We start from the raw sequence: 13,540 nt of genomic DNA, 5'->3' as shown, positions 1-13,540 counted from the left end.
GCGAGCTCCTGCTGGTTGCAACCAGCAGGAGCTCGCGGTTTCCGGGTGTGTGGCGGACTCAGGGGCCGGAGCTCGTCAGTGGGCGAAGTGGCGGGTGCCGGTGAAGTACATCGTCACGCCCGCGGCGCGGGCCGCCTCGATGACCTCCTCGTCGCGGATCGACCCACCCGGGGCCACGACGGCCTTGACGCCCGCGTCGAGCAGGATCTGCAGGCCGTCCGCGAACGGGAAGAACGCGTCCGAGGCCGCCACCGACCCGCGGGCGCGATCCTCCCCCGCACGACGCACGGCCAGGAAGCAGGAGTCGACCCGGTTGACCTGGCCCATGCCGACACCGACGGCCGCGCCGTCCTTGGCGAGCAGGATCGCGTTGGACTTGACGGCGCGGATCGCGCGCCAGGCGAACTGCAGGTCCGCGAGGGTCGCCGCGTCGGCCACCTCACCTGCGACGAGGCGCCAGCGTGCGGCGTCGTCACCGCCCGTGACGGTGCCCTCGGTGTCATGCACCACGGCATCCACGCGGTCGACGGACTGCACGAGCAGGCCACCGCTGACCGCGCGCGTCTCGATGGGGTCGGCCGCAGCGGCCATCCCGGCGGGGAGCCGCAGAATCCGGAGGTTCTTCTTGGCCGTGAGGATCTCGAGCGCCTCGGGCTCGTAGTCCGGCGCGATGATGACCTCGGTGAAGACCGGCTTCGCGGCTTCGGCCATCGCCTTCGTCACGGTCCGGTTGGCGGCGATGATCCCGCCGTAGGCGCTGACCGGGTCGGTCGCGTGCGCCCGCTCGTAGGCCTGCTCGATCGTGTCCCCGACGGCGATGCCGCACGGGTTCGCGTGCTTGATGATCGCCACGGTCGGCTGGTCACCGTGGTCGTGTGCAGCGCGCACTGCGGCGTCGGTGTCGACGTAGTTGTTGTACGACATCTCCTTGCCGTGCAGCTGCTCGGCCGAGGCGACGCCCGGGCGCCAGTGGCGGTAGAGCGCGGCCCGCTGGTGCGGGTTCTCGCCGTAGCGCAGCGCGGCCGACCGGTCGAACGTCGCGCCCGTCCACGCGGGGAAACCCGTGCCGTCGGTCGTGTCGGCCACGACGTTGCCCATCCAGTTCGCCACGGCGTTGTCGTAGGTCGCGGTGTGCACGAACGCCTCGGCCGCGAGGCGCTTGCGCTCTGCCAGCGTGAAGCCACCGGCGTCGACCGCCGCCACGACCTGGCCGTATGCCGCCGGGCTCGTCACGATCGCGACGCTCGCGTGGTTCTTGGCGGAGGCGCGCACCATCGAGGGGCCACCGATGTCGATCTGCTCGATGCACTCGTCCTCGCTCGCGCCGGACTGCACGGTCTCCCGGAAGGGGTAGAGGTTGACGACAACGAGGTCGAACGGCTCGACCTCGAGCTCGGCGAGCTGGCGGAGGTGGTCGGGGTTGCGGGTGTCCGCGAGGATGCCGGCGTGGACCCGCGGGTGGAGCGTCTTGACGCGACCGTCGAGGCACTCGGGGAAGCCGGTCAGCTCCTCGACCTGCGTCACCGGCACCCCCGCAGCGGCGATGGTCTTCGCTGTCGAGCCGGTCGAGACGATCGTCACGCCCGCGGCGCCGAGCGCCTTGGCGAGGTCGTCGAGGCCGGTCTTGTCGTAGACGGAGACGAGGGCGCGCTTGATCGGGCGGCGTCCATCGGACATGGCAGCTCCTGCAGCAGTCGGTTCAGGTCGGTCCGTTCCAGGAGCACCCAGGCGGGCGATGCTCCGACGTTCACTCCCTGGTGGTAGACCCACCCGCGCCAGTCGTGTGCGGCCAGCCTACCGGCGGACCACTGGATGGCCCGAATCGAGCGTGACCCGCGGGTGTGACGACGGTGTCATGTGCGCACCGTGGACGACGCGCTCGCTCGACGGGAGAAAGCCGGGTCGGGTGGTCACTGAGCGCAGGCGCCTGGTCAGCCGATCCGGACGTGCCGGCCCTCGACGGCGAAACCCTCGGCGGCCAGGCGCTGGACCGTCTCGACGAGCAGGTCGCGCTCCTGCACCTTGATTCGCTCGTGCAGGGTCTCCTCGGTGTCGTCCGCCTCGACCCGGACGGCCCGCTGCTCGATGATCGGCCCGGTGTCGACCCCCGCATCGACGACGTGGCAGGTGGTGCCGGTGACTTTGACGCCGTAGGCCAGGGCGTCGCGGACACCGTGCGCGCCAGGAAAGCTCGGCAGCAGGGCCGGATGGGTGTTGATGAACCGATGCTGGGCCAGCGCGGTCGGCCCCAGCAGGCGCATGAAGCCGGCCGTGACGACGAAGCTCGGCGCCGCCGCTGCAAGCTCCTCAGCGAGCGCGACGTCCCACTCGGCACGGTCGGCGAAGTCCGCCGGCCGGCATACGAACGTCGGTATGCCGGCCGCCGCCGCCCGCTCGATCCCCGCACACGGTCGGTCGGCACCGACCGCCTCGATGCTCACGCCGTAGTCCGGGTCCGCAGTGGCGTCGATCAGCGCCTGAAGGAGCGTGCCGGAGCCGGAGACGAGGACGACGATGCCGACCGAGTCGGCATCGGGTGGCACGTCACGCGAGTCGGCCAGTGGATCAACACGGTCAGGGTCGGTGGGGGTCGCCTGGCTCGTCACGCGCGGCAGTCTAGCGACCGGACCGTGCCCCACCCGTGCGTCGCCCCGGACGCCCATGGGCGAGGATGGTGGCCATGACTGACCCCGACATGCAGCGAGAGCTGGCCTTCGCTCGAGAGAAGGCCAAGCTCACGCTGCCGGTGGCTGTGCTCGTGCTGCTCGCCCTGGTGGCGATGTACCTGCCGCTGCCGAAACGGTTCGTGGCGTTGATCCCGCTCGTCATCGCGGTCGTGCTCACCATCCGGTTGCTGCGTTTCCTGACGATGCGGGCGGGGCGGGAGAAGATCTGGCCCGCGCTGACCCTCGTCATCATCGGCATGCTCATCTCGTCCCTGCTGTTCCAGCTCGCCTTCTACCGCACGGTCAGCGCCTACGAGGAGTGCCGGGCGGGCGCGCAGACGGCGGTGGCGCAGGGCGACTGCGAGAAGCTCAAGGAGCCCGGCCCGCTGAGCCTGGTCGTCCGCTGAGGCTGGCCGTCCGGCACCCGCGCGGCCGCTGCGCCAAGCACGAAACCGAGTTTCGTGCGTCCCGCGCACTTGAGTCCACCACCCCGCCGAGTGGCCCCGCATTCACCCGGGTTTGGCTGTGACCACGTGGCCACTCGAGTCAACCACCCCGTCGAGTGGCCTCGCATTCACCCGGGTTTGGCTGTGACCACGAGGCCACTCGAGTCAACCACCCCCTCGAGTGGCCACGCATTCACCCGGGTTTGGCTGTGACCACGAGCCTCAGGTCACCGGCAGCCGGTCCGGGTCGTCGCCGGACCCGCTGGCCGTGCCGTCAGTCCCGTCAGGGGGACCCGGTTTGACCGGCTTCCGGTCGTCCGGCCCGTCGGCCTCGGCCGAGCGTTCTCGACGCGAGCGCACCACGTCGGCGAGCAGGAGCCCAGCAAGCCAGAGCAGCGCGCCGCCCACGACCTCGAGTGCGAGGGCGGCGGCGAAGGGCCAGATCCGCGGACCGATGTCCGACAGCCGGTCCGTGCCGACGGCCCCGTTGCCCAGCGCCGTCAGGGTGATGATCACCGCCACGGCGAGCGCCGCTGCGGCAACGGTCGCCGACATCCGCGCGCGCACGTTGCCGAAGAACTCCAGCTCAGCGTCGACCCGGCGGCCCAGGTAGGCGCCGACGGCGACGGGGGCGAGCGCGACGGCATACATCACGGAGGGGTACGCATCCGACTCCGGCAGCGCGCCGAACACGGGGATGAGCGGCAGCAGGCCGGGGTGTGCCACCGCCGGTGAGATCGTCGAGCCGACGGCGATCTGAAAGCCGGGGCCGGCAATGAACGACAGCGCCCACGTCGCGGCGTTGCCGAGCAGCGCAATCTGCCCGGCGGCCAGGATCGCGCTCTCGGCGAGGTTGCCGGAGTACTGCTCCTGCACGGCGGACACGGACCCCCAGCTCACCACGATGCGCCCGAGCGCCACGGCGGCCCCGAGCGCCAGCAGGAGGCCCGCGCCGCGCCATCCGATGCGCCACACGGACGGCAGCCAGGTCGGCCCGCGGCGGAACCACCGCTTCACGAAAGCCGGCGCGGTGTCACTGTCCGGCCGCACGAGGACGAAACCGAGCGCCACCACTGGCACGACCAGCGCGCCGAGGACCGCGGCCACCCCCGGTGTAGCCGGGCCGCCGAGGGTGAACAGCGCCACCACCGCTGCGACGAGCCCGTAGCCGATGACGAAACCCGGCACGAGCTCGCGGCCGGCGACGCGGCTCCAGTGGTCGGCGCCGACGCGCAGGCGCTGCGTCGCAGCGAGGCGGCGCGCCCAGCGGTACGCGATGTAGACGAAGACCAGCAGGAGCAGCAGCGGCGTCAGCGAGATGGACAGGCTGCCGATGCCGACGGACTGCCCGTGGCCGAGGAACCAGATCGCGGTCCCGACCGAGACGGCCGAGAACCAGCCGAGCGAGCTCTCCGACGAGGCCACCCACCCGGCCAGCGCGGGCAGCACGACGACCGACCACGTACCGATGGCGGCCAGCACACCGGCCCGCAGGGCAGCCGGCATCGCCGACGAGAGGCTCGTCGATGTGGCCAGTGCTCTCACCCCGTGGCTTGTCGTGGATCGTGACCTGGGCGCTGGTATGCCGGTCGGTTCGTCCATGGTCACAAGGACCCGGACCTGGGGCGAGCCCCCACGCCGGTGGGGCGTGAACCGGTGTCGTTGCTTTCGTCGGGATGCCGTCCGGCCGGGGACGCGCGACGGGCGGCCACCCGCACCGGGTGACCGCCCGCGACGAACCGCGGGTGGCAGGTCAGGCCACGACGTGCTGCTGCATGATCTCGCGCATGAGCTGCGCCGTCTCGGACGGCGTCTTGCCGACCTTGACCCCGGCGGCCTCGAGGGCCTCCTTCTTGGCCTGCGCCGTGCCCGACGACCCGGACACGATCGCGCCCGCGTGGCCCATCGTCTTGCCCTCGGGGGCGGTGAAGCCCGCGACATAGCCGACGACCGGCTTGGTGACATGCTCCTTGATGTATGCCGCGGCGCGCTCTTCCGCGTCGCCGCCGATCTCGCCGATCATGACGATCGCGTCGGTGTCGGGGTCGTTCTGGAACGCCTCGAGGCAGTCGATGTGGGTCGTGCCGATGATCGGGTCGCCACCGATGCCAACGGCGGAGCTGAAACCGAAGTCACGCAGCTCGTACATCATCTGGTACGTCAGCGTGCCCGACTTGGAGACCAGCCCGATCCGACCAGTGCCCGAGATGTCGGCCGGGATGATGCCGGCGTTGGAGACGCCCGGCGTGATCAGGCCGGGGCAGTTCGGGCCGACGATCCGCGTCGTGCCCTTCGCCTTGGCGTAGTTGAAGAACTCCGCCGTGTCCTTCACGGCCACGCCCTCGGTGATGACGACGGCGAGCGGAATGGCCGCGTCGATCGCCTCGACCGCGGCGGCCTTGGTGAACTGCGCCGGGACGAAGATGACGCTGACGTTCGCGCCCGTCGCCGCGATCGCCTCCTGCACGGTGCCGTAGACCGGGACGGTCACGCCGCCCTCGAAGTCGACGGTGGTGCCGGCCTTGCGCGGGTTGACCCCGCCGACGATGTCGGTGCCGGACTTGAGCATCCGCTGCGTGTGCTTCATGCCCTCGGAGCCGGTCATGCCCTGGACGATGACCTTCGAGTCAGCGTTGAGGAAGATTGCCATGGCTTGTTGCGCCTCTTTCAGTTCTCGTACGTGACCCGGTCAGTTGGCTGCTGCGAGCTCGGCGGCGCGGCGCGCGGCGCCGTCCATCGTCGGCTCGATGGTGACGAGCGGGTGGTTGCGCTCGGCGAGGATGCGGCGGCCCTCCTCGACGTTGTTGCCGTCGAGTCGCACCACGAGCGGCTTGGTCTCCTCGTCCCCGAGCGCGTCGAGAGCGCCGACGATGCCGCGGGCGACCTCGTCGCACGCGGTGATGCCACCGAAGACGTTGACGAAGACGCTCTTGACCTGCGCGTCACCGAGGATGATGTGCAGGCCGTTGGCCATCACCTCGGCGCTGGCACCGCCGCCGATGTCGAGGAAGTTGGCGGGCTTCTGGCCGCCGAACTCCTCACCGGCATAGGCGACGACGTCGAGGGTGCTCATCACGAGGCCCGCGCCGTTGCCTATGATGCCGACGGACCCGTCGAGCTTGACGTAGTTGAGGCCCTTGTCCTTGGCGGCCGCCTCGAGCGGGTCGGCGGCGGCCTTGTCCTCGAGGGCGGCGTGGTCGGGGTGGCGGAAGTCGGCGTTGCCGTCGAGGGTCACCTTGCCGTCGAGCGCGATGATCGAGCCGTCCTCGGTCTTGACGAGCGGGTTGACCTCGACCAGCGTGGCGTCCTCGTCGCGGTACACCTTCCAGAGCGTCTTGATGACGTCGGCGATCTTCGGCTTGTCCGCGTCGTCGAAGCCTGCGGCGTCGACGATCTCCTGGGCCTTCGCGTCGTCGATGCCGACGTTCGGGTCGACCGCGATCCGGGCCAGCGCATCGGGCCGCTCGACCGCGAGCTGCTCGATCTCCATGCCGCCCTCCTTGGAGCACATGGCGAGATAGCTGCGGTTGGCGCGGTCGAGCAGGAGCGAGAAGTAGTACTCCTCGGCGATCCGGGCGCCCGCGGCGACCATGACGGTGTGGACGGTGTGGCCCTTGATGTCCATCCCGAGGATCGCCTGCGCGTGCTGCTGCGCCTCGTCGGGGCTCTTGGCGACCTTGACGCCGCCGGCCTTGCCACGGCCGCCCGTCTTGACCTGGGCCTTGACGACCGTCACACCACCGGACGCCTGGCCGATCCGCTCGGCTGCGGCACGGGCCTCCTCCGGCGTCGTGGCGATGGCGCCGGCCAGCACGGGCACGCCGTGCGCTTCGAACATGTCGCGGGCTTGGTACTCGAAGAGATCCACGGGTGGGGTCCGTCCTCGTCGTCGAAACGGGTCGTCGACTGCGCCCGCTGGACGTGCCGGGGCCCCGCGCTGGTGCTCGGTCGGTCCCTGCGCGTGAGGCGCAACCGATTCAGGCTGTCCCTGGGACTCTAGTGCCCCGGACCAGCAGCGACCGCATCGGGCGGCCGGACCGGACGAAGATCACACACCGAGGGTCCCTTCCCCAAACTCGAGTGGCCGCTCCGTCACCCAGGCCCCACCTCGAGTGGCCGCCCCGTCACACCTCGAGCGGCCGCTCCGTCACCCAGGCCCCACCTCGAGTGGCCGCCCCGTCACACCTCGAGTGGCCGCCCCGTCACACCTCGAGTGGCCGCCCCGTCACAACTCGAGTGGCCGCTCCGTCACCCAGGCCCCACCTCGAGTGGCCGCCCCGTCACACCTCGAGTGGCCGCTCCGTCACCCAGGCCCCACCAGGCACGGAACGGGTGGGACGGCGTGGCCACTCGACTCGGACTTTGCTGTGACAGGTGGGGCTGGGAGGCCACTCGACGGGGGTGATGAGAGCGGGCGGCATACCGCGCGGATCGGCCAGCCGCGCGAAGCGGTCAGGCGGGGTGGACGTTCTCGCGCACCCACTCGACGATCTCGGTCGTCGTCGCACCCGGAGTGAAGACCTTTGCGACACCGAGCGCCTCGAGCTCGGGGATGTCGTCGTCGGGGATGATGCCGCCGCCGAAGACGATGATGTCGCTCGCGTCGCGCTGGCCGAGCAGCTCGACCACTCGGGCGAACAGCGTCATGTGTGCGCCGGAGAGCACGGACAGGCCGACGACGTCGGCGTCCTCCTGGATGGCGGCCTCGACGATCTGCTCCGGTGTCTGGTGCAGCCCGGTGTAGATGACCTCCATACCAGCATCGCGCAGAGCTCGGGCGACCACCTTGGCCCCACGGTCGTGACCGTCGAGGCCCGGCTTGGCCACGACGACGCGGATGACGTCTCCCGCAACTGCGCCTACTGATCCCGGGGTCTCGCTCATGCCCGGAACTCTAGCCAGCGGTGTGCCGGTGCAGCGCCCAATAGTGACCCATCGCCCACTACTCGGGGTAACGTCGAAGAATGGCAGGGGCAGCACGCGCGGCGCGGACGCCGCGCCCGAGCGTGACCGAGGCGAGCGAGCCGAGTCCGCCACAGGGGCTGCTCGCCACCCTCGGTGAGGTCGCCAGCGCGCTGCTCACGCCGACCGGCCTCGCAGGAGCGGCAGTCGAGGCGACATGGATCGGTCTGCACCTGGGCCTGTACCCCCTCGGCCTGCTCGATGTCGGCACAAGCGACCGCCGGCAGGGGTACCGGCTCGGCCATCTCCCGCCCGGCCGACGAGGTCTCGCGGTGCGCAACGTCGAGGCGGCGGAGACCCCGATCCTGCTCGTGCACGGCATGGTCGACAACCGCTCGATCTTCACCGTGCTGCGCCGCGGCCTCGTGCGCCGCGGGTTCGGCCGCATCGACACGATCAACTACTCGATCTTCACCGACGACATCCGGGCCGCTGCCGCACGGCTCGGCGCCGAGGTGGAGCGGATCGTCGAAGAGACCGGCTACGAGCGGATCCACGTGATCGGCCACTCCATGGGCGGACTCATCGCGCGCTACTACGTGACCCGCCTCGGCGGCGACGCCCACGTGCACACGCTCGTGACCCTCGGCACGCCGCACCAGGGCAGCTACCTCGCCTACGTCTGGGACAACGGCCTGACCCGTCAGCTGCGCCCCGGCAGCGCCCTCTACGACGAGCTCGCGCAGCCGGTCAAGGACTGCCAGACCCGCTTCATCGTCTACTGGTCCGACCTCGACCAGGTCGTCCTCCCGCCGCGGAACGCCGCCCTGCACCACGACGACCTCAACGTCCACAACATCGCGCTCCACGGCGTGGGGCACATGAGCCTGCCGATCACGAGCAGCGTCGTCCACGGCATCTCCACCGCGCTGGCCCACCTCGACACGAGCGGCGCGACGGTGACCCCGGGTGTCAGCACGTTGCGCACCCGACGCACTAGCACGACGTCGGCCTGAAGGCGGCGCACCGAACGGGCGTGTCGGCCGTTCCGTGCGAAACGGTCTCGATCATCTCGAATCGCCACCAAAACCTCGGTGCACAACCTTGTTGCACCGACTCTGGATGCCCTAGTGTCAGGCGCAGTCGCGAACCCCTCCCGCGACGTCGGGGCTCTGGGATTCGTGGCAGGTTTTTGAGTAACGAAACGGTCACGTTACCCTTGGGCCCTCGCTGACTGGAACCGTTAGGTGTTTGCTCCGTGCCCAGAGGACGTTACGTAGGCCGCCACAGGCCGGCTATGAAGCCAACGCGGGGTCGACACATTGTCGTCCCCGTTGCTCTGCTCTCTTCCACTGTCGCCGGCGGCCTCGTCATCCGTGGTTCCGGCGCGAGCGCGCTCAGCCCCGAGGCTGCAGCGATGAAGAACGTGTCGAACACGGTCGCCGGGCTGGGACTTGCGGCGGACCCCGACGCGGTGGCCGCCGCGGCGTCCAACCGGGCCGGCGCCCGCTCGTCCCGTGACATGGCGCGTGAGGCGATGACGCTCATCGTCGACGCGACGAGCACTGGTCAGGACGCAGCGGCCGAGGCTCAGAACGCCGCCGAAGAGGCAGCGGCAGCCAAGGCCGCGTCGGACAAGGCGAGGGCGGCCGCAGCCGCCAAGGCCAAGGCGGCCGCCAAGGCGCGCGCGATCGCCAAGGCTCACCGTTGGGTCGCCCCGGTCGCCAACTACACCCTGACCTCCGGCTTCGGCTGGCGCTGGGGCAAGCTGCACCCCGCCCAGGACCTCGCCTGCCCCACCGGCAGCACGGTGCGGGCCTTGTCCAGCGGCACCGTCATCTTCGCCGGGTGGTCCACCGAGGGCTACGGCTACATGGTCAAGATTCGCTACTGGGACGGCACGGTCTCGTGGATGGCGCACAACAGCCGCCTCCTCGTCTCGGTCGGCGAAGCGGTCTCCCCGGGCGAGCGGGTCGCCTACAGCGGCAGCACCGGCAACTCGACCGGCCCGCACGTGCACCTCGAGATCCACCCCGACGGCGGCTCCGCGGTGCCGCCCCGTCCGTGGCTCGCCAACCGAGGCGTGTACCTCTGACCTGACAGCAGACTTCGCGAGCCCGCCCCCCGCCCGGGGGCGGGCTTCGTCGTTCTCGGCCGCTTCCGTGCGATCCCGCCCGTCGCGCGCGCCCGCGCCACCACTTGAGGGCCGCGGCGCCCGAGTGGGTGGTCACGGGCCGGCATACCCCTCCACTTGGGGGCCGCGGCGCCGATTGGGTGGTCACCGGCCGGCATACCCCTCCACTTGGGGGCCGCGGCGCCCGAGTGGGTGGTCACGGGCCGGCATACCCCTCCACTTGGGGGCCGCGGCGCCCGAGCGGGCCCGGGAGGTATGCCGCCCGTGGCGCAGGTGGGTCAGGAACGTGCGGTCAGAGCTTGACGAGAGGGGCGTAGCGCAGCAGCAGGCGCTTCGTGCCGGTCTCGTCGCCGAAGTCGACGTGAGCCATCGACTTGTCCCCCTCACCCTCGACCCGCACGACCGTGCCGAGGCCGAAGGCGTCGTGGCTCACGCGGTCGCCCGACTGGAGCGAGATGACCGGGCGCTTGCCCGGGCTGCGGACCCCTGGGCGTGCCGCGAGCGTCGCAACGGCCGGCTGCCCGGAGCCGCGGGCACCCGAGAACGAGGGCCCGAGCCGCTGCCAGTCGAGCAGGTCGGCCGGGATCTCGTCGAGGAAGCGCGATGGCGGGTTGTACTGCGGCGCACCCCAGGCCGAGCGCACCGCGGCGCGTGAGAGGTAGAGCCGCTCGCGGGCGCGCGTGATGCCGACGTAGGCGAGGCGCCGCTCCTCCTCGAGCTCCTTCGGGTCTGCCAGGGCTCGCAGGTGCGGGAACGTGCCGTCCTCCATCCCGGTGAGGAACACCACCGGGAACTCCAGGCCCTTGGCCGTGTGCAGCGTCATGAGGGTGACGACGCCCTGGGCCTGCGCGTCGGGCTCGTCCGGCACCTCGTCGGCATCGGCCACGAGGGAGACCTGCTCGAGGAACTCCTCGAGATCCGTTGCGGGGGCGACGTCCTCGGGCTCGGTGCCGTCCGGGGCGGGCACGATGCCGGCGGCGAGGTCGTCGGCGTCACGCGCCTTGCGCTCGTCGAACTCCTGCGCGACGGCGACGAGCTCGGCGAGGTTCTCGATCCGGGTCTCGTCCTGCGGGTCGTGGCTTGCGCGCAGCTCGGCGAGGTACCCGCTCTGTTCGAGCACGGCTTCCAGGAGGGTCGCGATGCCCCCACCGCCCTCCCGGACGATGCGCAGCCGCTCGAGCATGTCGGTGAAGGACTGGATCGCGGCGACCGACCGCGTCGCGATGCCCGGGGCGTCCTGCGCCTGCCCGAGGGCGGCGACGAACGGGATGCGCTCGCGCTCGGCGAGGGCCGCGACGCACGCCTCGGCCCGGTCGCCGATGCCGCGCTTGGGCACGTTGAGGATGCGGCGCAGGTTGACCGTGTCGGTCGGGTTGGAGATCACTCGCAGGTAGGCCAGTGCATCCTTGATCTCCCGGCGCTCGTAGAAGCGGGTGCCGCCGACGACCTTGTAGGGCAGGCCGACTCGGACGAGGACCTCCTCGATGGCCCGGCTCTGGGCGTTGGTGCGGTAGAACACGGCGACATCGCCCGGGCGGGTGAGCCCTTCCGCCGCGAGGTCGTCGATCTGCTTGGCCACGAAGGCCGCCTCGTCGTGCTCGTTGTCGGCGACGTAGCCGACGATGAGCGGGCCGTCGCCAGAGTCGGTCCAGAGGTTCTTCGGACGACGGTCCTCGTTGCGGGCGATGACCGCGTTGGCGGCGCGCAGGATCCGTGAGGTGGAGCGGTAGTTCTGCTCGAGCAGGATCGTCTTCGCGTCAGGGTAGTCCTGCTCGAACTCGAGGATGTTGCGGATGGTCGCGCCACGGAAGGCATAGATCGACTGGTCCGAGTCGCCGACGACGCAGAGCTCGGCCGGCGGGACGGCGTACGAGCCCTCGGGGCCCTTGACCTCGCCGACCAGCTCCTTGATCAGCTGGTACTGCGCCTGGTTGGTGTCCTGGTACTCGTCGACGAGGACGTGCCGGAACCGCCGCCGGTAGTACTCCGCGACGTCCGGGAAGGCCTGGAGCATGTGGACGGTCATCATGATGATGTCGTCGAAGTCGAGGGCGTTGGCCTGACGGAGCCGGCGTTGGTACTGCGTGTAGGCCTGCGAGACGGTGCGCTCGTAGTGGTTGCCCTCGCTGACCCTGGACGCGTAGGTCTCCTCGTCGACGAGGTCGTTCTTGAGGTTGCTGACCTGCGCGGTGAAGCTGCGCGGCTGGTACCGCTTCGGGTCGAGGTCGAGGTCTCGCAGGACCAGCGCCATGAGCCGCTGGCTGTCGGCGGCGTCATAGATGGAGAAGGTCGACTTCATGCCGACCTTGGCCGCCTCGCGGCGCAGGATGCGCACGCAGGCGGAGTGGAACGTCATCACCCACATGGCTCGGGCCCGTGGCCCGACGAGGGCCTCGACCCGCTCGCGCATCTCGGCGGCGGCCTTGTTGGTGAAGGTGATGGCCAGGACCTGCCCCGGCTGCACGCCGCGGTCACCGAGCAGCCACGCGATGCGGTGGGTCAGCACCCGAGTCTTGCCCGATCCGGCCCCCGCGACGATGAGCAGCGGGCTTCCCTCGTGGACCACGGCCTCGCGCTGCTGGGGGTTGAGTCCTTTGAGCAGGGTCGCCGGGTCGAGGTCGGTCGCCGCCTCCTGAGGGGTCTGGATGCCGGCCTGCGCGGCGGCCTCGGCCCAGGTCGGGACCCCCTTGTCGGTGACCGCGCCCGCGCGCCCGGACTTGCGGGAACCGGCGCCCTCGCCGGGCTCGAGTCCGGGGATGGGAAGGTCGTCGAAGAGGGTGCTCATGATGACCACCAGCCTACGTCGGACCGCCAACACTCCCTGACTGCGACGCACAGCCCTTGCCGGGCGAGATGGACGAACCGCGCTCATCCACAAGGGGCAGGATGTCGCCGTGACCGACTTCGTGATCCGCGACGCCGCCGAGGGCGACGTCCCCGACCTGATCAGGCTCGTCCGTGAGCTGGCGACCTACGAGAACGAGCCCGACTCGGCGACGGCGACACCCGAGCTCTTCCGGGAGGCGCTGTTCCCCTCCTCGGGCGACCCGACGGCATACGCCCTGGTCGCCGAGCGCGACGGCACCGCAGTCGGCATGGCCCTCTGGTTCCGGAGCTTCTCGACGTGGACGGGCCGGGCGGGGATCTGGCTCGAAGACCTGTTCGTCGAGCCCGAGCAGCGCGGCCACGGGCTGGGCAGAGCCCTGCTCGCGCGACTGGCGCAGATCTGCGTCGAGCGAGGGTGGACCCGGCTCGAGTGGGCAGTGCTCGACTGGAACACGCCCTCGATCGAGTTCTACCGCGCGCACGGCGCCCACGAGCTCCGGGAGTGGAAGACCTTCCGCCTCGACGGCGCCGCCCTCGCCACGGTCGCCGGATCCTGACGGGAAAGG

11 protein-coding genes and 1 riboswitch are annotated in these 13,540 nt (G+C 70.7%); of the genes, 4 read left to right on the top strand and 7 right to left on the bottom strand.

The genetic code is table 11. The features are described from left to right. Positions 1 to 75: 75 nt before the first annotated feature. The gene (purH, locus tag ACWEOW_RS23705) at positions 76 to 1,677 is read right to left on the bottom strand and encodes a bifunctional phosphoribosylaminoimidazolecarboxamide formyltransferase/IMP cyclohydrolase (protein WP_452271714.1); all 1,602 of its coding nucleotides are present in this window, start codon (positions 1,675 to 1,677) and stop codon (positions 76 to 78) included. 38 nt (positions 1,678 to 1,715) lie between these two features. Continuing rightward, positions 1,716 to 1,793: riboswitch (ZMP/ZTP riboswitch) on the bottom strand. 138 nt (positions 1,794 to 1,931) lie between these two features. After that, the gene (gene purN, locus ACWEOW_RS23700; protein ID WP_452271717.1) at positions 1,932 to 2,543 is read right to left on the bottom strand and encodes a phosphoribosylglycinamide formyltransferase; all 612 of its coding nucleotides are present in this window, start codon (positions 2,541 to 2,543) and stop codon (positions 1,932 to 1,934) included. A gap of 137 nt (positions 2,544 to 2,680) precedes the next feature. Between purN and ACWEOW_RS23695 the strand changes: the two genes are divergently transcribed. Next, positions 2,681 to 3,073, top strand: coding sequence for a hypothetical protein (locus tag ACWEOW_RS23695; protein WP_452271713.1), 393 nt, complete (start codon positions 2,681 to 2,683; stop codon positions 3,071 to 3,073). A 261-nt stretch (positions 3,074 to 3,334) separates the two neighbouring features. On the opposite strand, the gene ACWEOW_RS23690 is transcribed toward ACWEOW_RS23695, so the two are convergent. The 4 genes from ACWEOW_RS23690 to ACWEOW_RS23675 all read right to left on the bottom strand — a co-directional run bounded on the left by ACWEOW_RS23690 (position 3,335) and on the right by ACWEOW_RS23675 (position 7,996). Continuing rightward, the gene (locus tag ACWEOW_RS23690; protein WP_452271712.1) at positions 3,335 to 4,714 is read right to left on the bottom strand and encodes a cell division protein PerM; all 1,380 of its coding nucleotides are present in this window, start codon (positions 4,712 to 4,714) and stop codon (positions 3,335 to 3,337) included. A 151-nt stretch (positions 4,715 to 4,865) separates the two neighbouring features. Further along, positions 4,866 to 5,762, bottom strand: coding sequence for a succinate--CoA ligase subunit alpha (gene sucD / locus ACWEOW_RS23685; protein ID WP_452271711.1), 897 nt, complete (start codon positions 5,760 to 5,762; stop codon positions 4,866 to 4,868). A 39-nt stretch (positions 5,763 to 5,801) separates the two neighbouring features. Next, positions 5,802 to 6,980 (bottom strand): ADP-forming succinate--CoA ligase subunit beta, encoded by a 1,179-nt coding sequence (gene sucC, locus ACWEOW_RS23680; RefSeq protein WP_452271710.1) that lies wholly within the window; start codon positions 6,978 to 6,980, stop codon positions 5,802 to 5,804. A 584-nt stretch (positions 6,981 to 7,564) separates the two neighbouring features. Beyond that, positions 7,565 to 7,996 carry a cobalamin B12-binding domain-containing protein gene (locus ACWEOW_RS23675; protein ID WP_452271709.1) on the bottom strand — a complete coding sequence of 144 codons (432 nt, stop codon included), beginning with the start codon at positions 7,994 to 7,996 and terminating at the stop codon, positions 7,565 to 7,567. Positions 7,997 to 8,076: 80 nt separating this feature from the next. Here ACWEOW_RS23675 and ACWEOW_RS23670 point away from each other — a divergent pair, with 80 nt between their 5' ends. Together ACWEOW_RS23670 and ACWEOW_RS23665 are read left to right on the top strand one after the other, a co-directional pair. Further along, on the top strand, positions 8,077 to 9,030 hold the full coding sequence (locus tag ACWEOW_RS23670) for an esterase/lipase family protein (RefSeq protein WP_452271708.1): 954 nt from the start codon (positions 8,077 to 8,079) through the stop codon (positions 9,028 to 9,030). 401 nt (positions 9,031 to 9,431) lie between these two features. Next, positions 9,432 to 10,109: a M23 family metallopeptidase gene (locus tag ACWEOW_RS23665; RefSeq protein ID WP_452271707.1), complete on the top strand. Its 678-nt coding sequence runs from the start codon at positions 9,432 to 9,434 to the stop codon at positions 10,107 to 10,109. A gap of 331 nt (positions 10,110 to 10,440) precedes the next feature. Here the strand turns inward: ACWEOW_RS23665 and pcrA are convergent, their stop codons facing one another. Continuing rightward, positions 10,441 to 12,933: a DNA helicase PcrA gene (gene pcrA, locus ACWEOW_RS23660; RefSeq protein ID WP_452271706.1), complete on the bottom strand. Its 2,493-nt coding sequence runs from the start codon at positions 12,931 to 12,933 to the stop codon at positions 10,441 to 10,443. A gap of 109 nt (positions 12,934 to 13,042) precedes the next feature. Here pcrA and ACWEOW_RS23655 point away from each other — a divergent pair, with 109 nt between their 5' ends. Then, positions 13,043 to 13,531, top strand: coding sequence for an N-acetyltransferase family protein (locus ACWEOW_RS23655; RefSeq protein ID WP_452271705.1), 489 nt, complete (start codon positions 13,043 to 13,045; stop codon positions 13,529 to 13,531). Positions 13,532 to 13,540 lie beyond the last annotated feature (9 nt).

It is taken from the genome of Monashia sp. NPDC004114 (assembly GCF_053603855.1).
The sequence above is the reverse complement of the archived record's forward strand: the minus strand, read 5'-3'. Positions and strand labels throughout refer to the sequence as shown.